21 protein-coding genes are annotated in these 21,426 nt (G+C 70.0%); 15 read left to right on the top strand and 6 right to left on the bottom strand.

Going from position 1 to position 21,426, the window contains the following annotated elements; translation table 11 throughout:
• Positions 1-3: 3 nt before the first annotated feature.
• The 4 genes from ACIRC0_RS05300 to ACIRC0_RS05315 all read right to left on the bottom strand — a co-directional run bounded on the left by ACIRC0_RS05300 (position 4) and on the right by ACIRC0_RS05315 (position 5,376).
• Positions 4-273: a SelT/SelW/SelH family protein gene (locus ACIRC0_RS05300; RefSeq protein WP_103841272.1), complete on the bottom strand. Its 270-nt coding sequence runs from the start codon at positions 271-273 to the stop codon at positions 4-6.
• Positions 270-1,184: a HipA family kinase gene (locus ACIRC0_RS05305; protein ID WP_403611438.1), complete on the bottom strand. Its 915-nt coding sequence runs from the start codon at positions 1,182-1,184 to the stop codon at positions 270-272. The genes ACIRC0_RS05300 and ACIRC0_RS05305 overlap by 4 nt, the downstream gene beginning before the upstream one ends.
• A 417-nt stretch (positions 1,185-1,601) precedes the next feature.
• Entirely contained in the window at positions 1,602-2,435 is an 834-nt protein-coding gene (locus tag ACIRC0_RS05310) for an alpha/beta fold hydrolase (RefSeq protein ID WP_403611441.1), read from the bottom strand.
• A gap of 220 nt (positions 2,436-2,655) precedes the next feature.
• The gene (locus ACIRC0_RS05315) at positions 2,656-5,376 is read right to left on the bottom strand and encodes a helix-turn-helix transcriptional regulator (RefSeq protein WP_403611444.1); all 2,721 of its coding nucleotides are present in this window, start codon (positions 5,374-5,376) and stop codon (positions 2,656-2,658) included.
• 53 nt (positions 5,377-5,429) lie between these two features.
• Between ACIRC0_RS05315 and ACIRC0_RS05320 the strand changes: the two genes are divergently transcribed.
• On the top strand, positions 5,430-5,882 hold the full coding sequence (locus tag ACIRC0_RS05320) for a winged helix-turn-helix transcriptional regulator (RefSeq protein ID WP_403611446.1): 453 nt from the start codon (positions 5,430-5,432) through the stop codon (positions 5,880-5,882).
• Between the two features lie 109 nt (positions 5,883-5,991).
• Here ACIRC0_RS05320 and ACIRC0_RS05325 read toward each other — a convergent pair whose 3' ends face one another.
• Positions 5,992-6,813 carry an alpha/beta fold hydrolase gene (locus tag ACIRC0_RS05325; RefSeq protein ID WP_403611448.1) on the bottom strand — a complete coding sequence of 274 codons (822 nt, stop codon included), beginning with the start codon at positions 6,811-6,813 and terminating at the stop codon, positions 5,992-5,994.
• 166 nt (positions 6,814-6,979) lie between these two features.
• Here ACIRC0_RS05325 and ACIRC0_RS05330 point away from each other — a divergent pair, with 166 nt between their 5' ends.
• From ACIRC0_RS05330 to ACIRC0_RS05355, 6 genes are all read left to right on the top strand, one after another.
• Positions 6,980-7,108, top strand: a complete 129-nt coding sequence (locus tag ACIRC0_RS05330; protein ID WP_403611450.1) for a hypothetical protein — start codon at positions 6,980-6,982, stop codon at positions 7,106-7,108.
• A 114-nt stretch (positions 7,109-7,222) separates the two neighbouring features.
• Entirely contained in the window at positions 7,223-7,558 is a 336-nt protein-coding gene (locus ACIRC0_RS05335) for a nitrile hydratase (RefSeq protein ID WP_403611452.1), read from the top strand.
• Complete coding sequence (locus tag ACIRC0_RS05340) at positions 7,555-7,863, top strand: SH3-like domain-containing protein (protein WP_403611454.1); 309 nt, start codon at positions 7,555-7,557, stop codon at positions 7,861-7,863. Before ACIRC0_RS05335 ends, ACIRC0_RS05340 begins: the two co-directional genes overlap by 4 nt.
• 4 nt (positions 7,864-7,867) lie before the next feature.
• On the top strand, positions 7,868-8,548 hold the full coding sequence (nthA, locus tag ACIRC0_RS05345; RefSeq protein WP_403611456.1) for a nitrile hydratase subunit alpha: 681 nt from the start codon (positions 7,868-7,870) through the stop codon (positions 8,546-8,548).
• Positions 8,545-9,465 carry an MIP/aquaporin family protein gene (locus ACIRC0_RS05350; protein WP_403611459.1) on the top strand — a complete coding sequence of 307 codons (921 nt, stop codon included), beginning with the start codon at positions 8,545-8,547 and terminating at the stop codon, positions 9,463-9,465. Before nthA ends, ACIRC0_RS05350 begins: the two co-directional genes overlap by 4 nt.
• A gap of 4 nt (positions 9,466-9,469) precedes the next feature.
• The gene (locus ACIRC0_RS05355) at positions 9,470-9,907 is read left to right on the top strand and encodes a hypothetical protein (RefSeq protein ID WP_403611462.1); all 438 of its coding nucleotides are present in this window, start codon (positions 9,470-9,472) and stop codon (positions 9,905-9,907) included.
• A gap of 188 nt (positions 9,908-10,095) precedes the next feature.
• On the opposite strand, the gene ACIRC0_RS05360 is transcribed toward ACIRC0_RS05355, so the two are convergent.
• Positions 10,096-12,819 (bottom strand): AAA family ATPase, encoded by a 2,724-nt coding sequence (locus tag ACIRC0_RS05360; protein WP_403611464.1) that lies wholly within the window; start codon positions 12,817-12,819, stop codon positions 10,096-10,098.
• Positions 12,820-13,276: 457 nt separating this feature from the next.
• Here ACIRC0_RS05360 and ACIRC0_RS05365 point away from each other — a divergent pair, with 457 nt between their 5' ends.
• The 8 genes from ACIRC0_RS05365 to ACIRC0_RS05400 all read left to right on the top strand — a co-directional run bounded on the left by ACIRC0_RS05365 (position 13,277) and on the right by ACIRC0_RS05400 (position 21,366).
• Entirely contained in the window at positions 13,277-14,113 is an 837-nt protein-coding gene (locus ACIRC0_RS05365) for an alpha/beta fold hydrolase (RefSeq protein WP_403611467.1), read from the top strand.
• A gap of 168 nt (positions 14,114-14,281) precedes the next feature.
• Complete coding sequence (locus ACIRC0_RS05370) at positions 14,282-14,908, top strand: cysteine hydrolase family protein (RefSeq protein WP_403611469.1); 627 nt, start codon at positions 14,282-14,284, stop codon at positions 14,906-14,908.
• Positions 14,909-15,116: 208 nt separating this feature from the next.
• Entirely contained in the window at positions 15,117-16,805 is a 1,689-nt protein-coding gene (locus ACIRC0_RS05375) for an FAD-dependent oxidoreductase (protein WP_403611471.1), read from the top strand.
• Positions 16,806-17,006: 201 nt separating this feature from the next.
• The gene (locus ACIRC0_RS05380; RefSeq protein ID WP_403611474.1) at positions 17,007-17,840 is read left to right on the top strand and encodes an alpha/beta fold hydrolase; all 834 of its coding nucleotides are present in this window, start codon (positions 17,007-17,009) and stop codon (positions 17,838-17,840) included.
• 93 nt (positions 17,841-17,933) lie between these two features.
• Complete coding sequence (locus ACIRC0_RS05385; protein ID WP_403611476.1) at positions 17,934-18,776, top strand: alpha/beta fold hydrolase; 843 nt, start codon at positions 17,934-17,936, stop codon at positions 18,774-18,776.
• 31 nt (positions 18,777-18,807) lie between these two features.
• Positions 18,808-19,527, top strand: coding sequence for a hypothetical protein (locus tag ACIRC0_RS05390; protein ID WP_403611479.1), 720 nt, complete (start codon positions 18,808-18,810; stop codon positions 19,525-19,527).
• A 110-nt stretch (positions 19,528-19,637) separates the two neighbouring features.
• Complete coding sequence (locus ACIRC0_RS05395) at positions 19,638-20,501, top strand: aldo/keto reductase (protein ID WP_403611482.1); 864 nt, start codon at positions 19,638-19,640, stop codon at positions 20,499-20,501.
• A 253-nt stretch (positions 20,502-20,754) separates the two neighbouring features.
• Positions 20,755-21,366: a flavodoxin family protein gene (locus ACIRC0_RS05400; RefSeq protein WP_403611485.1), complete on the top strand. Its 612-nt coding sequence runs from the start codon at positions 20,755-20,757 to the stop codon at positions 21,364-21,366.
• Positions 21,367-21,426 lie beyond the last annotated feature (60 nt).

A 21,426-nucleotide genomic window follows, 5' to 3' on the forward strand; every position in this document is an offset into this window, starting at 1 on the left:
GTCTCACTTCTCCGAGTGGCCCAGGGGCTTCCCCGGGGCCACTCGGTCGCGTACGAGCTGCTTCACGGCCGTCGGCTCCGGGAACCCCTGCTCCCGCCGGTCCCACACCACCTCGTCGTTCACCCGCACCACGAACACACCGCCGGTTCCGGGCTTGAGCGACAGCTCGGTCAGCTCCGCCTCGAAGGTGGTCAGCAGTTCCTGCGCCAGCCAGGCCGCCCGGGGCAGCCAGCGGCACCGGGTGCAGTACTCGATCTGGACACGGTGGGTCATCCCAGGTGCACCGACCAATCCTGTTCCGCGGCCGGTTCGCCGTGCAGGTCCGGGACCCGCTTGAGCCAGTCGGGCCGGCCTTGCTGTGTCCGCGCCGCACGCTGGGCCTCCTCGGCGGCGCGCTCCTCCTGGGTGGGGAAGTCGGTGGGCAGCCATGCCTCGGAGGCCTTGACCCGGGCCGTGAGGTAGTCCACGTAGGCGTCACGGACGTCGCCGGGCGTCGCGAAGCCCGGCTCGTCCGTCAGCCAGGCGTCCGGTACCTCCTCGGTGACCTCGCGCAGCAGCTCCTCGGTCACGAGCGGCGCCAGGGCGTCCTCGGCGGCCCGCATGTCCGGGGCGAAGTGGCCGAGGGCGTGGTGGCGGAAGTCGTAGGCCTTCTCGGGTGCGGAAGCGTCCCAGCGGTGGTGGAAGACGAGCGCGGCACCGTGGTCGATCAGCCACAGCCGCGGGGGTGCGATACCGAAGGTGGGCCAGACCATGAGGTTGGAACTGTGCACCGTGCGGTCCACGTTCACGGTCAGCGCGTCGAGCCAGATGATCCTGCCGGCTTCCACCGGGTCGACGGGGAAGACCTGGGCGACCTCGGGGGTGAAGTCCCTGGCGCCCGGCAGGTAGTCCATGCCGAGGTTGAGGCCGGGGCTGGCGTTCAGCAGGTCACGGACCTCCTGGTGCGGTTCGTGCGCGCCGATCGCGGGGTCGAAGTGGGCGAGGACCAGCTCGGGGACGCGCAGCCCGAGCCGGCGCGCCAGCTCGCCCACGACGACCTCGGCGACCAGGGCCTTCGTGCCCTGTGCGGAGCCGGTGAACTTCACCACGTACGTCCCCAGATCGTCGGCCTCGACGACTCCGGGGACGGAGCCGCCGGAACGTAGGGGCTCGATGTAGCGGGTTGCGGCGACCTCCCTCAACATCTTCCAAGGCCCCACAGCTCTTTTGCCTTATATTCCACGGCTAGCTCCAACGCGGTGCAATCCAGGGAGACCTCCCCGATCAACCCTGGGGAGAATCTGGGGAGCTTCGACTGGCATGGTCGTCTCCCTGTCTCCCCAGCAGTCCGTCAAGGGCGGTGCGCCCCTTGCTTCCGGCCTCCGGCACGAAGTGAGCATAGTAACCAGGCGTGCCAGCCGGGGCGGAGTGCCCGAGCCATCGTGCCGGCGTCACCACGGGCTCCCCTGCTTCCAGCTTGATCGAGGCGTAGCTGTGCCGCAGCACGTGGAAGCCGTCCTTCGGCGCCGCCTCCCACTGTCGGTCCTTCACTGCTCCGCAGACGCCTCACAGTGTTCGGGCAGGCTCCGCCTGTGTCATGCGGAACGTCACCCGGCAGCCGCTCAGCGCAGGAACGTCAGTACGTCCCGCGAGAACTGCCGTTGGTGCTGGAAGAGGAAACCGTGGCCGGCGTCGGTGTAGATCTTCAGCCGTGCGTTCGGCAGCGAACCGGCCAGCAGGTGCAGCAAGCGGGGCGGCACGACGAGGTCGCTGTCCCCTCCCGCCACGAACGCCGGGTGGTCAACGGCAGCAAGCCGGGACAGGGCTGCATGGCCGGGTATGCCCCACTCGACCACCGCCTCGTACTGGGCCGCCCGGCCCGCTGCCGGAACCGGGACGTCCCGGTCATGTTCGCGTTCGATGCAGCGGCCGACGAATTCCAGACCGCTGCGCTGGCTCGTCTCGGTGTGGTTGAAGAAGGTGTAGAGGTAGCCCTGTACGCCGAGCCGGTCGAAGTCGAGGTGCGCGAGCACGTCGTCCGGGTAGCCGTGTATACCGGAGGCTCCCCGGGGAGCCGTGGCGGCGAGGACCAGGCGGCGCACGGAACGGGGACGGAGCAGGGCCAGTTCCTGCGCGGTGAAGCCGCCCATCGAGTAACCCAGCACGTCCAGCTGCCGCACGTTCAGGGCATCCAGGAAAGCCAGGGTGTCGGCAGTCAGTTCCAGGACGGTCCGGCAGGTCCGCCCGGTGGTGAGCCCCACGCCGGCGTTGTCGAAGGCGATGACGTCGCGTTCGACGGCGAAGGCGTCGACGAGCTCGGGGTCCCAGCTGTCCAACGTTCCGCGAAAGTGCGGTAGCAGTACCAGCGGGGAAGCTCCGGAGGGCCCACAGCGGCGGTAGGCGTATCGCACTCCGTTGGCCGCCTCGATCACCTGGTTGGGCGCGTCGACGTACATTTCGGTTCCTTCGTCATGAGCGGTGGGCGCAGGGAAGGCAGGGACGAAGTCGAGTCTGTCCGTCTGTTCGGAGCCGGTCATCGGCCATTTGACCGTAGGCGAGGGAGCCGTCCCGGGCCGTGAAGAGACCCTGCCCGCTTTCAGCGGTCCTGGTGTGGGCCGTCTTTCCTCAGATGGCGAGAGGGCGCACAGAGACAGAGGCCGGTGCAAAGCACTGCCGTCAGTAATGCGCCGCGTCCCCGAGGGCCGCCTGCAACTGGTTGCGGCTTGTGATTCCCAGCTTCGGGAACACCTTGTACAGATGAGCGGCCACAGTGCGGTGCGACACGTAGATCCGGTCGGCGATCTCGCGGTTGGTCAATCCGGACGCAGCCAGCTGGGCGATCTGCAGTTCTTGTGACGTCAACGTCGCTGCGGGTCCGACCCTGGCCGCGGCCGGCGCAGTCACGCCGGCGGCCCGGAGTTCCGCTGCGGCGCGGTCGGCGAACGGAGCCGCACCGGCCGCGTCGAAAGCTGTCAACGCGGTGATCAGATGGGTGCGCGCATCCACGATCCGGCGGCGCCGACGCAGCCACTCACCGTAGAGCAGATGAGTTCGGGCGAGTTCCAACTCGGCGTCGATCCCCTCGTTCCCGTCCAGTGCAGCCCGGAAGTGTTCCTCGGCTTCATCGTCGGTGCGGGCCAGCAGCGCGTGAGCCCGGTCCACAAGCAGGTTGTCCAGCCGGGTGCCAAGTCTCCTGGCTTGCCCTTCGACGTCGGCCAGGAGCGGCCGGACAAGGTCTGGCCGATCGCATCCGGCCCCGGCCTCGGCCAGATCCGCAATGGCCCATCGCCGACTTGTCCGGTGCAACGACATCCGCAGGAGGTGGCGCAGAGCTTCGGTGTGGTTCGCCGCGCACAGCGCTGCCAGTCCCGCCGCCCAGTGCGCGTCGTCGTTCCACAGGATCTTGGGATCAACTGCCAGTAGTTGGCGGGCTCGATCGAGGGCCTGTCGCGCGCGCTCCGCCTGTCCCTGCCACGCCAGTGCGCGGGCCAGGAAAGCCGCCGCGGACGCCGCGGTCATCGGCAGGTTCATGTCCTCGGCCATACGCAGCGCATTCTGCGCCGTGATCGCCGCCGCCTGAATGCTGCCCTGCTGAATCAGGAGGTGGGCCGTCCCGCGCAGACTCTCGCATTCATCGGCTGATGAGCTTCGGCGCCGGGACTGATTCTGCACGTGAGTCCAGCACCGCAGCGCGCTGCCCCGGTGGGAGACTGCCTCGGCCGCGAAGCCGAGAGACATCGCCAGCAGAGGATTGTCACCGAGCTGATCGAGGAGAGCGGGGAGCCGCTCCTGCAGCCGCAGCCCGTCACCGACGTCGTCGACGAGTGCCTTGGCGACATCGATCAACGGGTCGTCGCGGGTGTCGTCAAGGCTGCGAATGGCCGCCGCGACGGCCTGGCGCGGTCGGTCGGCCAGCCCGTGCATGCGGCATTCGATGGCGGCTGCCCACAACAACTCCCGCTGCATGACGTCACCGTGTGGGTACCTGCCGGCCAGCGCGACCAGTTCGTCCGCCGATTGACCGGGTATGGCCGCCGTCACATTCAGCACGAACCGGGTGATCGCCAGCGGTTGGGCACTGGAATGCTCCTCGGCGAGAGGTTCCGCCTCCTTCAGGATGCTAATGGCTTCCGCCGTCAAACCGGCCCCACGCGCGATGTCTGCCGCAGCGGCCAACCGCCGTACTCGATCCTGCACATCGGGTGAAAGCACCGCCGCTCGCCGCAACGCCGCAGCAGACTCGGCACCCGCCCCTCGCGCCCGGGTGCGTTCGGCCGCGCGCTCCAAGTCGGCCGCCACACGTTCGTCGGGCCCGAACACCGCTTCGGCCCGATGCCACGCCGCCCGGCTCGGATCGGTCGTGGCATCCGCCAGGGCGCGGTGCACGATCGCGCGGGCCGACAGAGGAGCGGCACTGTACACGGTGGAGCGGATCAGCGAATGTCGTACGTGTATCTGGCCGCCGCCGACAACAACCAGGCTTGCTCGCTCCAGCGGCGCCAGTTCGTCCGTGAGGCTTATCCCGATGCTCCGGGAAGCGGCGTGGATCTCGGCCACCGAGCCGTGCGCTGCCGCGATCAGCAGCAGAAGCAGGCGACTCCGGTCCGGCAGCGCCTCCAGCTGGGCCAGGAAGGCGCGCTCGACACGCTGGCTGGTAGGCAGTGGCTCGCCCGAAAAGGCAAGTGTGCCGCCGCAGCGTTCCCCGAGCGCGGCACTCAACTCGATGACGGCCAGTGGGTTGCCGTTTGCCTGTTCGAGCACACGCTGCTGCAGGTAGGCGTCCACCTCGTGAGGCGACTGCCGCAGCGTGTACGCCAGCAGTTGTCGCGCGTCCGCGAGCTGGAGCGGACCCAACGCCAATCGCGGCACCCCCTCCAGGCGTACCGCCCAGCCGCCGAGGCCCGCCCGCTCGGCACACAGCAGCATCAACGGCGCGTTGGTCAGCCGGCGAGCCACGAAAGCCAGGACGTCCAAGGAGGACTGATCGAGCCACTGCACGTCGTCGACGACGAGCAGCAGGCGCCGCTGGGTCGCGGCTTCCTCCAGCAGGCCCAGCACCGCGAGGCTGACCAGCAACCGATCCGGGGCGGGGCCGTCCTCCAGCCCGAACGCGGTCATGAGGGCGCTGTGCTGGCGACGCGGCAACTCCACGGCCTGGCCCAGCAGCGGGTGGATGAGTTCGTGAATCCCGGCGAAGCCGACCTCGGTCTGGCTCTGCAGGCCGGAGCAACCGAGCAGGCGGTACCCGTCGGCGGTTGCCCGATCGGCGGCGGCCTCCAACAGTGTGGACTTGCCGATGCCCGCCTCGCCCTCGATCACCAGCGCCGCACCGCTGGTGGAGATCGACGCGAGCGTGTCGCTGACGACGGCAAGTTCCGCTGATCGCCCGAATATCACCTCGCCACGCTAACACGCTGGCTTGGTCCGACCAATCCAGCTAGGGTGGGGCCATGCGCGTCGATCCATGGTTCGACAACCCCTGCCCGATCGCACGCACCATGTCGGTGCTGGGCCAGCGATGGGCCGTCCTGATCGTTCGCGAGGCCATGCTCGGCCGATCGCGCTTCTCGGAGTTCCGAGAGCGGTTGGGGGTGGCGTCCGACGTCCTGAGCGCCCGGCTGGCCGAGCTCGTGGCAGCAGGCGTCATGGAGGCCGTCGACTACCAGCGGCCCGGTGACCGCACGCGCAGCCGCTACGTGCTGACCGACGCCGGGCGCGACCTCGCGCCGGTGTTGGCAGCGATGGGGCAGTGGGGCCACGTCCACCTGAACCGCTCCCAAAGCAGCGGCAACCGATTCATCGACACCGTCAGCGGCGAACCCGTCAGTGTCGGTTTCCGTCGGCGAGACGGCAGCAGCGTTCGGCCGGCCGACGTCCGCTTGGTGGAACGGAACCACGGCTAGCGGGCGCACCCGGGCGGATTCAAGCACAGCAGGAGCGCGTCGTAAGCCGCTGGTTTCGCCGGCGATGTCGCGATCGGCTGTACATCGCGCCCGCCCGGGCACGATGTGACTAGCTTTGGATGAACTCGAGCAGGTCGCGGCCCAGCTCCTGCTGGTAGTCGCCGTGAATGCCGTGCGGTGCACCGGGATACACCCGCAGTGTGCCGTACCGGACCAGTTCGATCGCCTTCGATGCGGCATCGTGGATCGGCACGATCTGATCGTCGTCACCGTGGGCGATCAGGATCGGCGCATCCAAGGCCTTCAGATCCTCTGTGAAGTCCGTCTCGGAGAACGCCTGCACGCAGTCGTAGGCGGATGCCAACCCTGTGCGCATGGCCTGCAGCCAGAAGTGGTCGACCAGCCCCTGGGACAAAGCCGCCCACTCCCGGTTGAACCCGTAGAAGGGCAGCGCGAGCTCTTTCCAGTACTGCGACCGGTCCGAGAGCACACGGGCACGAATCTCGTCGAACACCGACAGCGGGGTTCCCTGCGGATTCGTCTCCGATCTCACCATCACCGGTGGCACGGCGCCGACCGTGACGACCTTGCGCACCCGACCCGCGCCGTGACGCACGGCATAGCGCACCACTTCACCGCCGCCGGTGGAGTGCCCGACCACCACGACCTCCGACAGGCCCAGACCGCCTACCAGGGCCGCGAGATCTGCGGCGTAGGTGTCCATGTCGTTGCCGGTCCAGGTGTGCTCCGAGCGGCCGTGGCCGCGCCGGTCGTGGGCGATCGCGCGGAATCCGTTGTCGGCGAGAAGCTTCAACTCGACGTCCCACGCGTCCGCGCTCAGCGGCCAGCCGTGACTGAACAGGACGGGGGGACCGCTTCCCCAGTCCTTGTAGTACAGCTGGGCACCGTCGGACCCTTCGAAAAATGGCATGCCCGGAGTGTGCGGGCGCGAACGGCGATGTCGCCATAGGTCACGTGACCAGGAAACCCGGTGACGAGACCGACCCCGACCATGGTCATCCGACGGATACCCGGCCCGGCCGAACCAAGGTCAGCGTGGTGATCGGGCATCGACGCATGTCGTAGGAGAGGTCTCGGTGGAGGAACTCGGCTCGAACGTCGGCAAGTCGAAGCTGGATGTGATCGAGAAGCCGATCAGCGCCATCCGGACGTCCCACGCCGAGATCGATGCATGGGTTGCCCGCCGAGGCCGTTCAGTCGTTTGACAGATGTCTCGGTTCGGCCGGTTGCCGCAAGCTCACTTCACACGTTCGCAACGGACCCGCGAGGTCCCTTGCCGAAACAGGCCCCCCTTCGGCACCGGGCACCCGAGGAGAGCAGTGACCACGAAAAGCGACATGGTCGTGCGTCCCGCGCACGACCTCGGCGGACTGCCGGCCGGGCCGGTCGTCCAGTCGGATCACGAGATGACACCCTTCGAGAAGAACTGCCACGCGCTGCTCAACGTCCTCGCCGAGCACAAGCTCGTCAACACGGAGGAGAAGCGCCGTGGGGTGGAGGACCTCGGAGCGCAGATCATCGGCGAACTCACCTACTACGAGAGGTGGGCCGTCTCGGCCTCCAAGGTGCTGATCGAGAAGGGCGTCATCACCTCGGAGGAACTGGGCGCCAGGATGAGCGAGATCCGTGCCCGGCTCGCGGAGGTCGCCACATGAGCACTCGCTTCGTCGAGAACCAGCGGGTGCGCATCGCCGACCGCGACGCCCCCGGACACGTGCGGACCCCGGTCTACGTCCGCGGCAAGGAAGGCAGGATCGAGCGCGTCCTTCCCTGCTTCCTCAACCCCGAGCGGGAGGCGTACGGCGTCAACGAGGGTACCGATGTGCGCCTGTACCGGGTGCGCATCGAGCAGTCCGCCCTCTGGCCCGACTATGACGGACCGGCGGACGACGTCCTCGAACTCGAGATATACGAGCACTGGCTGGAGCCGGTCGACCACTCCCCCACGGAAGGACCGTGACCTCGTGACGACCACGCACGACCACGCGGAAGGCACCGTCGACCACGGCGACCACACGCACGGCGGCACCGGTGCGGCGGACCCGCACGCCCCCATCGAGAACACCGCCGAAGAACCGGACTACTTCGACGTCCTGCAGCAGGCCATCCGCGAACTGCTCGTGGAAAAGGGCCTGATCTCCGCCGACGAGGTACGCGCCATGGTCGAAACGCTCGACGCGCACCAGCCCGCGCTCGGGTCGGCGCTGGTCGCCCGGGCGTGGACGGACCCGGACTTCAGGGAGCGCCTGCTGGCAGACGGCACGGCGGCCATCGAGGAGTTCGGCATCGACAACTACGACGGCACCAAGCTGATCGTGCTGGAGCAGACGCCCGAGGTGCACAACCTCGTCGTGTGCACGCTGTGCTCGTGCTACCCGCGCCCGGTTCTGGGACTGCCGCCGGACTGGTACAAGAGCCGCCCCTACCGTGCCCGTGCCGTGCGTGAACCGCGGGCTCTGCTGAAGGAGTTCGGCACCGAGGTGCCCGATGACGTGACCATCCGCGTCCACGACAGCAACGCCAACATGCGCTACCTGGTGCTGCCGATGCGTCCCGCCGGGACCGAGGGCATGAACGAGCAGGAGCTCGCCGCCCTCGTCACCCGGGACACCATGATCGGCGTCACCACGCCCAGGCAGCCATGACCGGGTCCCGCCGACGGCCGGACGCGTCCGTGACGGCGGACACTCCGGCTCCGCCGGCCGCCCGCGGCAGCGAGCGGCCCGAGCCGCCACAGCGGCGGGCCCTGGTCAATGGCGCACGATGGGTCGTTCTCGGCCGGCCGCTGTCCTCGTACCTGGCGGAGGCGCTGGGCTCGGCCTGGCTCGTTCTCGCCGCCCTCACCGCGGTCTCCGTGACGATGAGGGCCGACGGCGCGTACCTGTCCTCATGGCCGCTCACCGCCCGCCTGGCTGTCGTGGGGGCCGTGGTCGGCGGCAGCGTCGCCGTGTTCTCCCTCACGCCGCCCGGCAAGGAGTCCGGTGCCCACCTCAACCCGGCGATCAGCCTGTTCATGACGGTGCGGGGCGTGTTGGGCGTCGCGGATCTGCTCGGCTACACCGTCTTCCAGTTGGGCGGGTCGGTACTCGGGGCGCTCCTCGCCCGGGGGCTGTGGGGTGACCGGGTCACCGCGGTCCACGACGGACTGATCCAGCCCGGCGCCCGCTGGGACGGTCCCGCCGCCGTGGTGCTCGGCGAGCTCCTGAGCACCGCCGTCCTGCTGTGGGTACTGGCGGCCATGACGGCCAGGCCCCGGCCCCGGTCGACGCCGTGGGTGGTCGCCGCCGTGATCTGGGGGCTGATCACCGCCACCGGTTCACGGACCGGGGCGAGCTTCAACCCCGCACGCAACTTCGGGCCCCACGTCGTCTCCGGTGACTACCACCTGTTCTGGGTCTACATGCTGGCGCCGCTCGCCGGGACCCTGGTGGCCGCGGCGGCGCTGGTCCCTTTCGCAGTCCGCGAGGCGTGGACCCACAAGGTGTGCTGCGCACGCGACATCCACCGCTACCACCAGTCCCGGCCGACTCCGCGCCGCCACCTTCCGTCCTCCCCGCGGTGAACCCATGACCAACATCCTCGACACCACAGTGACCCGGCCCGGCATGCGCCGCGGCCCCGCGGCCGCGCCGGAATCCGGCAGTGAGGCGCTGTGCCGGCAGGCGCGGTCCATCGTCGCCTCGCTGGGCCTGGACCGCGCCGGGATCGCGCCAGACCTGGTCCACGCCCTGCTGCGCGCGGGGTTCGGGATACAGAGCGACACCCTGACCGGTGCAGTGGAGATCCGGACCTGCCCGGAGCACTACGGGCCCGGTTCCCTCCTCATCAGCTGGGCCCCGCACGAGGCGGCGTACACGCCCCTCGACGCGCGTGTCACCCAGGTGGAGAGCATCATGACCGGCGCCCTGCTGGACGCCGTGCGGGCGCTGGGGTTCCGGGCCAAGCGACTGGGCGCTTCCTACTCGGTCCAGGTGCAGCCGTGGGGGTCCGATGCCCCGAGCTGAGGCGACGAGCCGATTCGTCAGGGAGGGCTCGTCGCAACCGGATGCCTGACGCGAGCCGGTCCGCGGGGGCGGCCGGTCCGCGGGGCAAGCCGGGCCGGCCGCCGGGAGGGTGACGAGGAGCCGACGGGCCCGGTGGCATCCGGACGGGCAGCCGTGAGGACGCGGGACAGCCGCGACGGCGCAGGGCGTCAGACGGTCTGTGCCTCGTCGAGCACCCGCAGGGCATCGCGCAGCGCGGCCCGGGAGGTGATGCCCAGTTTGGGGAACACCCGGTACAGGTGTGCGCCGGCGGTCCGGGGCGAGATGTTGAGCTGCTGGCCGATCTCCTTGTTGGTCAGCCCTTTCGCCGCCAGTTCGGCGATGCGGCGCTCCTGTGCGCTCATCGCCGCCGCCCTTCCGTCCTGCGGCACCCCGACGCCCACGCCCGCCGCGCGGAGCTCGTTGCGGGCGCGCTGGGCCCACAGCGGCGCTTTCAGACGCTGCTCGAACAGTTCGAGCGCCGCGCTCAGCTGGGCGCGCGCGGCCTTGTACTCGCGGCGGCGGCGCAGCCACTCCCCGTACAGCAGACGGATCCGGGCATGGTCGTAGCTCCACACGCTGACGTCCGGTATGGCGAGGGCCGCTTCGTACAGCTCGCCCGCCCGTTCGTCGGGTGCGGCGATCGCGGCGGCCGCGGCGAGGATGACCTCCAGGTGCGGCGAGATGGCGCCCAGGCGCGCCCGTTGCCCCGCCGCGACGTGTGCGCGGGCCTCGGCCTTGCGGCCGGTCCGCATGGCGGACTCCACCAGGTCCAGGAAGAATCGCTGGAAGTGGGGGTAGTGCGTGGGGAGTTCACCCGCGGGAGTCACTTCGGAGGCCAGCTGGTAGGCCTCCTCGAAGTCCCCCCGGCCGGCCGCGGCACGTGCCCGGCACTCGTTCAACGTGCTCATCAGCAGCTGCGCCCGTCGCGGCTCGGCCCAGGCGGCGATGGTGTCGCAGTGGTCGCGCAGCGCCTCCTCGTCCCCGCGGCCGCTCGCGACCATGGCCAGTCCGTAGGTGAGGAGGATGTGGATGAGGTTGTAGTCGTGAACGGTGGCGTCGGCGATCCCGTGGGTGGCGAGGGCGACCGTTCTGTCCCAGTCACCCCGCATGAAGGCTTCATGGGCTCTGGCCACGACGGCGGCGCGCAGACTGTCGTAGGCGTCGGCCCCGACGCGCTCCCGCCACACGCCGTCGTAGTCGGTGAAGCAGTCGAGGTACGTGGCCGCGTACATCAGCAGGTTGACGCGCAACAGCGGTGTGCTGGGGGGCAGCGTGGCCGTCACCCGGTCCAGCCGTTCCCGTACGCCGTGAGCGGTGCGCGCCGGGTCGGCGACGGCGTCGAAGCACATGCGCGCGGCCTCGGAGACCCGGTCGAGGACGCGGTACACGCCAGGCCACGGTTCCGGACGCCCTCCCCACACCGCCGCGCTGAACAGGACGTAGAAGGCGTCGTCGAACGCTTCCACGTCCTCGGCGGCGGTGCTCCGGGGCGCCGCCTCCATGGCGGGGAGCAGGATGCGGAAGACCGTGTCCATGTCTCCCTCGCGGTGGAACTGCACGTAGGCCGCGGTCGTCGCGCTCCGCAGCGTTTCCGCGCTCTGGGCACTGGCCAGTTCCTGGGCCGTCTCCAGGAGGCCGGCGACAGCGGCGGCGAACGCCGCCTTGTCGAGACGGCGGGCACGTTCGGCGGGGTCCTGGCTGAGTTCGGCCGCACGGCGGTACGCCACGGCTGCCTCCGCGATGCCGCCACGGGCCTGGGCCCGCTCTGCGGCCCGGGTGAGCGCGAGGGCGACCGCCTCGTCGGGTTCGTCGGCGGCGTGGGCGAGGTGCCAGGCGCGCCGCTCCGGGTGCTGCTCCATGATCGCGGCCAGTGCCCGGTGCGCCGTTCTGCGGCGTCCGCCCGGGGACATGTGGACCGTGCAGGAACGGACCAGGGGATGGCGGAAGGTGATCTGCTCGGCCAGGTGGTCCACGCGGATGAGTCCGGTGCGCTCGCCCGTCTCCAGCAGGCCGTCGTCCCAGTCGTGACCGGCCTGGACCGTCGCCGCCCGGATGTCCCGCAGGTTGCCGGGGCGCTGGCCGTCGAGCGCGGTCAGCAGCAGGACGAAACGCGTGACGGTGTCGAGTCTGCGGATACGGTCGGCGAAGACGCTCTCCAGCCGGCTGCTGAGGGGCAGGTTCACCGGCAGGGCATCGGCGCCGTCCCGCTGGGCGGGGGTGAGCTGCCCGGGCAGCTCCACGAGGGCGAGCGCGTTGCCCTCGGCCTCCTCCAGCAGCCGTCGCCGGGTCGATTCGGCGAGGCCCGGATGGCTATTGTCCAGCAGCGCCAGTGCGTCGGAGGCCGACAGCGGGCCGACGTTCAGCACACGTATGCCCGTGATGTCGAGGAAGCCGTTCCACCCGCCACGGGTCGCCATGACGACGGCCGCCCGGCAGCCGCTCAGCCTGCGGGTCATGAAGGTCAGCACCTCGGCACTGGAACGGTCGATCCAGTGCACGTCGTCCACGACCACCAGCAGGGCGTGCGCCCTGGACGCGATCTGCAGGAGCGCCAGTGCGGCCGCGGAGATGGCGAACCGTCCCAGATCCGAGCCCTCGCGGATGGAAAAGACCTGCTCCAGGACCCCGCTCTGGAAGGCCGGCAGTTCCGCGGCGTGGTCGAGCAGCGGGTAGAGCAGCTGGTGCAGCGCGGAGAACGCCAGCTCCTGCTCGCTCTCCACGCCGACCACGCGCACCACACGCAGTCCGTTCGTCCGGGCCCGTGCGGCCACGGCGTCCAGCAACGCCGTTTTCCCGACCCCGGGATCGCCCTGCAGGAGCAGCGCCGTCCCCTCGTTCTCCACTTCGCCGAGCATGGCTTCCAGAGCGTGCAGTTCGCGCGTGCGTCCCACCAACAACGTTCCTCCCCCACCGGGTGGGCGGTTGCCCAAACCGGCAGAAGAACTCTCGTGAACGGCGCGTGGCCGACGCATCGGTCAGTTGACCATTACCGACGAGTAGGCCGCGAGGCGCACCGCCTCCTGGAGTCCGGCACCTCCATCGGCAAGATCACCCTCACCGGCTTCCGAGCCGCCCGCCACCGACGAGCCCCGCCCGGAGGCAGTAGTCCGATCCGCAACTGCCCGCCGCGCGGGCACTGCCGAACACGTGGTCGGGCTTCGGGCGTCGGGCGTCGGGCGTCGGGAGACTTCAGTCAAGCATCCGGCACCTCGTAAGTCATTAGACAGATTCCCGGACCGTCGTCCGCGGTGAAGCTGGGTGCGTAACTCGGCGCCGCCTCCGCGGCGTCCGCCCCTCGTCCGGCCCACCGGTCCGGTAGAGGGCATCGCACCTGCGAAAGGAAGAACGATGCCGTACATCAAGGTCGGCGAGGAGAACTCCACCGAGATCGAGCTGTACTACGAGGACCACGGCACCGGTCAGCCGGTCGTCCTGATCCACGGCTTCCCGCTCAGCGGCCACTCCTGGGAGAAGCAGACCGCGGCCCTGCTGGAGGCCGGCTACCGCGTCATCACCTACGACCGCCGCGGTTTCGGCCAGTCCAGCCAGCCCACCACCGGCTACGACTACGACACCTTCGCCGCCGACCTCAACACGGTCCTCGAAACCCTGGACCTGAACGACGCCGTACTCGTCGGCTTCTCCATGGGCACCGGCGAAGTCGGCCGCTACCTGGGCACCTACGGCTCCGCCCGCGTCGCCAAGGCCGCCTTCCTGGCTTCCCTGGAACCGTTCCTGCTCAAGACCGACGACAACCCCGACGGCGCCGCCCCGATCGACTTCTTCGAGGGCATCTCCGCCACCGTCAAGGCCGACCGCTACGCCTACTACACCGCGTTCTACAAGGACTTCTACAACCTCGACGACAACCTCGGCACCCGCATCAGCGAGGAAGCCGTGCGCAACAGCTGGAACGTCGCCGCCTCCGGCGGGTCCCACGCTGCCGCCGCCGCGCCGCTGACCTGGTTCACCGACTTCCGCGCCGACATCCCCAAGATCGACGTTCCCACCCTCATCCTCCACGGCACCGCCGACAACATCCTGCCCATCGACTCCACCGCGCGCCCCTTCCACAAGGCACTGCCCTCCGCCGACTACGTCGAGGTCGAAGGTGCCCCGCACGGCCTGCTGTGGACCCACGCCGACGAGGTCAACAAGGCCCTCCTCGCCTTCCTCGCCAAGTGATCCGCCACCGGGCGTCATCCACCTCCGCGGGATGACGCCCGACGGGCCGGCCGTGGTGGTGTCGCGGGACGCCGTCATCGCACTCGAACCGCGCCGGGCCCGGGCCCGCATCAGTCCCCGTCCGGTAGGGCGGCCCGGCCCTGTGCGGCGAATGAAAGGAATGCCACGATGTCCAACACAACCACGACGACGGCACCGATCGGTCTCGTGCTGATCGACACCGTCAACGAGGTCTTCTCCGAGCAGGGCAAGGGATATCCCGGCTTCAAGGCGGAGTTCGAGCGGATCGGCACCCTCGGCAACCTCAAGCGGCTGCTGGCGGGCTTCCGCGCCAGCGGCTTTCCCTCGTTCTTCTCGCCGATGTCGTACACCGACGAGGAGTACACGAACTGGAAGCACAAGTCGGGCATCCATCACATGATGTTCGACAACCGCATGTTCGAATCCGGCAGCTGGGGCGCTGAATTCCACCCCGACCTCACTCCCGGCCCCGGTGACGTGACCATCGCGCCGCACAAGAACCTGGACGTCTTCGCCACCACCGATCTCGACACGCAGTTGAAGCGACGCGGTGTGGAGCACGTCGTCGTGGCGGGCATGATCGGCACGATGTGCGTGGAGTCGACGGCGCGCAGCGCCATGGAGCGCGGTTACCGGGTGACCCTCGTCAAGGACGCCACGGCCCCCGAGGGCGGGCCCGATTCGTACGAGCAGATGGTGCGGCGCTACGCGCTGATCGCCCATGACGTGCTGACCACGGACGAGGTGCTGGCAACGGAGCCGTTCGCGCGTTAGCCCGTGTCCGGCCGCGCCCGTGGACCGGCCTCCCGGGCCACGGCCCGCGGCAGCCGGGCCGGTGCGGCCCTGCCGCAAGAGCCCCGCCCGCCCGGTGTCTCCCGGTGGCCTGGGCACCACCGCCATGCCCGACACGTTTGAAACCCGCGTGTGTGATGCGGCAGACCTACGTGTGGATCCGGCACACACCTGATGGGACGTTCGGCACATGCCAAGCTCATTTCCTGAAATAGGCGACCACCCTGAGGTGCTCGCCGCCGTCGCGTCGCTCCGGCTGGACGACGAACAGCTCACCCGGGCCACCGGATACGCGAGGTGTGAGGAGGTCGCCGCCGGACAGGTGCTCTTCGGCCCCGGTGATGAGGCCGGGGATCTGGTGCTGTGCGGAACCGCGGCACTGGAGGCACTGCGCCCGGCGGAGGGGGGCCGCCGCGAGGAGGTGCTCATGAGCTACGGCCCCGGTCAGTTCACCGGAGAGCTCAACCTGCTCACCGGACAGCGGCGGGACCTGACGATCCGGGTCACCGGCGCGGGCACGGTCCATCGCGTGGACGCGCGCTCGTTCCGGCTGCTCATGGCCCGGGAGACGGATCTGTCGGACCTGTTCCTGCGGGCGTTCCTGGCCCGGCGACGGCTGCTGAGGCAGGCGAGCGGGCGGACGCTGCGGGTGGTGGGCGACGCGGAGAGCGGCGAGGGCCTGGCGCTGCGGACGTTCCTGGCCCGCCAGGGCGTGCCGTACTCCTGGTTGGAGGAGGACTCCGCCGAAGGCCAAAGCGCCCTGGCGGCGGTCGGCCACACCGCAGCCGATCTGCCGCTGGCCCTCATGACGGGTGAGGTGATGCCCCGGGTCACTCCTGGCTTCCTCAGCGAGCGGCTCAACCTGTCCTACCGCCGCACCGGCTCCGGAACGGCGGACCTGACCGTCGTAGGCGCCGGGCCGGCGGGACTGGCAGCAGCCGTCTACGGGGCGTCCGAGGGCCTGAAGACCGTACTGCTGGACGCGGTGGCCACCGGTGGCCAGGCGGCCACCAGCGCCCGGATCGAGAACTACCTGGGCTTCCCCTTCGGGCTGAGCGGCGCCGACCTGACCGCGCGCGCCGCCGTGCAGGCGCTGAAGTTCGGCGCCCACATCGCCAGCCCTTGCGGGGTGGTGGCCCTGGAGACGCACGGGGACACACATGTGGTCACCCTGGTCGACGGCACCCGGATCCACAGCCGCGCGGTGGTGCTGGCCACCGGGGCCGCCTACCGTTCGCTCCCACTGGACCGGTGGCGGGAACTCACCGGTCGCGGCATCTATTACGCGGCCACCGACCTGGAGGCCCAAGCCGTGGCGGACCGCCCGGTCGCCGTGGTCGGCGGCGCCAACTCGGCCGGGCAGGCGGCGCTCCACCTGGCGCGTCACACGCCCGCGGTCACCCTGGTGGTGCGGGGCGGCGACCTCGGCGTCGGCATGTCCGCCTACCTGGTGGACCGCATTCTGAGCGATCCGCGCATCACCGTCCTGACCGGTACGGAGGTGACCGCGCTGCACGGCGAGGAGCGTCTGGAGGGTGTGTCGTTGACCGGTCGTGCGGGGGCGGCGTTCCGGACGGACTGCGCGGGGCTGTTCTGCTTCATCGGCGCGGAACCGGCCACCGACTGGCTCTCGCACGTAGAGCTGGACGAGAAGGGGTTCATCCCGACCGACCGTGAACTGACGTCGGGCGGCCTCGGATCACTCTGGCGGGAGCCGGAGCGTGCGCCGCTGCCCTACGAGACCAGTGTGCCGGGTGTCTTCGCCGCAGGGGACGTGCGCAGGGGCTCCATGAAGCGGGTCGCTGCGGCGGCAGGGGACGGCGCGAGCGCGGTGCGCTCGGTGCACCAGTATCTGGCGCTGGCCGGCCGCCACGTCTGAAGCTTCCGGTCCGCCCGGCCCCTCCGACCCGACCATCCCGTTCACCCGACCCGAGCATCCCGTTCACCCGACCCGGCCATCCATTCCGCCCCGCCCGTCCGCCTTCGCGCATCGCCCGGTCCGCCTCGGCCGCGACCGTCGCCGCGGAAGCAGCCGGCAGGCCTTCCGGAACCGGCGGCAGACATCCGACAGGAGCCTCTCATGACCACCTATCTGGCCGACTCGGCCGAGACCCGGTACGTCGACGGACCCGAGGGCGAACGGTTCGCCTACCGCCGCTTCGGACGGGCCGGCACCCGCCCACTCATCATGCACATGCGCCTGCGGGGCACCATCGACCACTGGGACCCGGCTTTGCTCGACCTGCTTGCCGCCGAGCGCGAGGTCATCGTCTTCGACAACCGGGGGGTCAACTTCTCCACCGGCGAACCGCCGAAGGCCATGGACGACATGGTCAAGGGCTCCCTGGCCTTCATCGACGCCCTGGGCCTGACCGACATCGACCTCCTGGGCTGGTCCATGGGCGGCATCGTGGCCCAGGGCGTGGCCCTGGCCGCTCCGCACCTCGTGCACCGCCTGGTCGTGGCGGGCAGCTCCGCCGGCGGAGTGCCCGATCTGCCCCCGCAGCCGGAGCGCACCCGGCAGACCGTGGGCAAGCCGGTCAACCACGACGAGGACTTCCTGTACCTGTTCTTCCCGGAGACCGAGCGGGCGCGGGCGGCCGGTCTGGCGTCGCTGCGGCGACTGGACCACCGGCTGAAGGAGTCGCACGCCGTGGTGGGACCGGAGGCGGTGCGCGGCCAGCTGACGGCCATCGCCGGCTTCGAGGGCTTCTGGCACCGACAGGGGGAACTCATGCTTCCCGTTCTGGTGGCCAACGGCGCGCACGACGTGATGATCCACGCCTACGCCACGTACGCGATGTCGCAGGTGCTGCCCGACGCGAAGATCGTCCTCTACAGCGACGCCGGGCACGGCTTCCTCTTCCAGCACCACGAGGACTTCGCCCACGAGGTCAACCGGTTCCTCGGTTGAGAGCGGCTCCCGCCGGGGCCGCTGAGCAGACCCGCCCCGCAGAAGCCGCGCCCTGCCCCCCCAGATTTGAACACCGCCCATCAGGGAGAAGCCATGGCCACAGTGACGCACCAGACCGCACCCACACAGTTCGTCGAGGCGGACGGCGTCCGCTACGCCTACCGTCGGCTGGGTCCTTCGGGGACGGTGCCGCTGGTGATGCTGCAGCACTTCACCGGCAACCTCGACAACTGGGACCCCGCCCTGGTGGACGCGCTGGCCGCCGAACGCGAGGTCATCCTGGTGGATTATCCCGGAGTGGCCTCCTCCACCGGGACCCCGGCGACCACGGTGGCCGTGATGGCCCAGCAGATGATCGCCTTCACAGCGGCCCTCGGTCTGGACACGATCGACCTGCTCGGCTTCTCCCTGGGCGGTTTCGTCGCCCAGGACATGGCCCTGGTCAGGCCGCGCCTGATCCGCCGCCTGGTACTGGCCGGCACCGGGCCCAAGGGAGCGCCGGGGATGCACGGCTGGCGCAAGGACATCGAGACGCACGCCCGCGCCGAGGTGCCCACCGGTGAGGACCTCCTCTACATCTTCTTCGCCCACACCGAGACCAGCCGGGCCAAAGGCATGGAGTTCCTGGGGCGGTTCACGGCGCGCACCGAGGATCGGGACGTGCCCAGCAGCCTCGCCTCCCGCGACGCCCAGTACGACGCCGTTCTGGAGTGGGGCATCCCCGACCACTCCGCGCTCCAACGGCTCACCGGCATCCAGTGCCCCACCCTCATCGTCCAGGGTGACGACGACCTGATGATCCCGACCAGGGTCAGCCACCTGATGGCGGGACTCATCCCGGACGCGCGCATCCGCATCTACCCCGACGCCGCCCACGCATCGCTGTTCCAGTACCCGGCCGAAGCAGCCAAGGACGTCAACGAGTTCCTCGCCTGACGCCGTCACCCCGCCACTTAAGGAGCACACCTTGTCCGACCTGCTGAACACCATCCTCGACGCCCACGGGGGTCGCGCCCGTTGGGAAGCGGCGCACCGGATCACCGCCCGCCAGTTCTTCGGCGGCGCCCTGTGGGAGATGAAGGGCCACCCCGGCGCCCTCGACGACGTGGAGGTGACCGTCGACCTGCGGCGCGAGTTCGTGTCGCAGAAGCCGTTCTTCGACGCCGGCCACCACACGTCCTTCTCGGCCGGGCGGGTCGCGGTGGAGGAGTCCGACGGCAAGGTGGTGGAGGAACTCCTCGACCCGCGCGCCTCGTTCGCCGGCCACGACCTGATGACGCCGTGGACCAGGCTCCAGCTGGCCTACTTCTCCGGCAGCGCCATGTGGACCTACCTGGCCGAACCGCTCTCGCTGACGTTCCCCGGGGTGCGCACCGAGGAGATCGGTCCGTGGACCGAGGACGGCGAGAAGTTCCGCCGCCTGCGCGTCGAGTTCCCCCGGAGCATCGCCACCCTCAGCACCGAGCAGACCCTGTACGTGGACGCCTCCGGCCTGATCCGGCGGCGCGACTACAGCGTCGAGATCGCCGGCGACACACCCGCCGCGCACTACGTCTCCGGGCACCAGGAGGTGTCCGGCCTGGTCATCCCCACCACGCGGATGATCTACAGCCGGGACGAGAACGGCGACAAGGTGCCCGAGCCGCTCGTCGTCTCGGTGCGTCTGGAGGACGTCGCCGTCTCCTGAGCCCGAAGGGCGCCGAGAGGGGCGTCCGGGCCCGCGGGCAGACGCGCTCGCCGCGCCGGCGCGAGAACCACCCGGAAGGCGGGTGGCACGAACGAGAAAGGCAGCCAGCCATGAGCAACATCTCAGCGGCGTCCTCCGGGACGTTCACCATCGGTGGCGAACTGAAGGTCAACCGCCTGGGCTACGGGACCATGCAGCTGACAGGTCCCGGGGTCTGGGGTCCCTTCCCCGACCAGGACGCGGGCGTGCGCGTGCTGCGCCGAGCCGTGGAACTGGGCGTCACGCTCTTCGACACCGCCGACTCCTACGGACCGGACACGGCGGAGCAGTTGCTGCGCAAGGCGCTGCACCCGTACCCGGAGGAGGTGGTGATCGCCACCAAGGCCGGTCTGACCCGCCCCGGCCCGGGACAGTGGCGGGCCAACGGGCGGCCCGAGTACCTGCGCAAGCAGGCGGAGTCCAGCCTGCGCAGGCTCGGTCTGGAGCGCATTCCGCTCTTCCAGCTGCACCGCATCGACCCGTCCGTGCCCTTCGAGGACCAGATGGGCCTGCTGAAGGAGCTGCGGGACGAGGGGAAAGTCGCACACGTCGGACTCTCCGAGGTGGGTATCGAGGAACTGAAGCGGGCGCGCGCCATCGTGCCCATCGCCTCGGTGCAGAACCTGTACAACGTCGCCCAGCGCGACTCCGAGGACGTCCTGCGGTACGCCGAGGCGCACGACATCGCGTTCCTGCCCTGGTTCCCGCTGGCAACCGGTCAGCTGGCGCGTCCAGGTGGCCCGCTGGACCGCATCGCCGGCCACCTGAACGCCTCGCCGTCGCAGGCCGCGCTGGCCTGGCTGCTGCGGCGCTCGCCGGTCGTCCTGCCGATCCCGGGCACGTCATCGGTGGCGCACCTGGAGGACAACGTGGCGGCGGCGGCGCTGGAGCTGTCGCAGGCCGACTTCGAGGCCCTCAGCGATCCGTTCTCCTGACGGGACCGAGGTCACTCTCACGGGCTCTGCCCCCACGGCCTTTCGACCCCGCACAGCCTCCGGCTCACCGGCGGCTCCGCACGTGCCCCGCACCGTCGCACCGGCGTCACCCGGTCGGCGGGCGGGGCGCCGCCACCGGGGTGTGAACGACCTTGCCATTAAGACGACCGGTCGTATTAAACTGCTGTCACAGCGGCCCCGCGGACGGACCCGCGAGTGCGCCGCACGGACTCACGAACCAGGAGCAAGCAAGATGTCTGAACTGTCCTCGAACCGCCCGTCCGTCGCCGTCGCCTACCACTCCGGCTACGGACACACCGCCGTCCTCGCCGAGGCCGTCCGCCGCGGAGCCGCCGACGCCGGGGCCGACGTCACCTTCATCGACGTCACCGCCATCACCGACGAACACTGGGACCGCCTCGACACCGCCGACGCCATCATCTTCGGCTCCCCCACCTACATGGGCGGTGCGTCCGCCGGCTTCCACAGCTTCGCCGAAGCCACCAGCAAACGCTTCGTCGAAGGCCGCTGGGCCGACAAGCTCGCCGCCGGCTTCACCAACTCGGCTTCCAAGAGCGGCGACAAGAACAACACGCTCGCCTTCTTCGCCGCCCTCGCCGCCCAGCACCGCATGCTCTGGGTCAGCCTCGGCCTCGAGCCCGGCTGGAACTCCACCACCTCCACCGAGCACGACCTGAACCGCCTCGGCTTCTGGACCGGCGCCGCCGCCCAGACCCCCATGGACGGTGACATCGACACCGTCCACAAGTCCGACATCACCACCGCCGAACACCTCGGCGCCCGCGTCGCCCGACACGCAGCCACTTTCGCCGCCGGACGCCGCGCACTCACCACCACCGCCTGACACCCCGGGAGCCACTCCCCGAGGCACCCACACCTCGCTCAGCCACCCGGCCGACAGGCA

This window comes from Streptomyces sp. NPDC093984 (assembly GCF_044764595.1).
Taxonomy (GTDB): domain Bacteria; phylum Actinomycetota; class Actinomycetes; order Streptomycetales; family Streptomycetaceae; genus Streptomyces; species Streptomyces cynarae.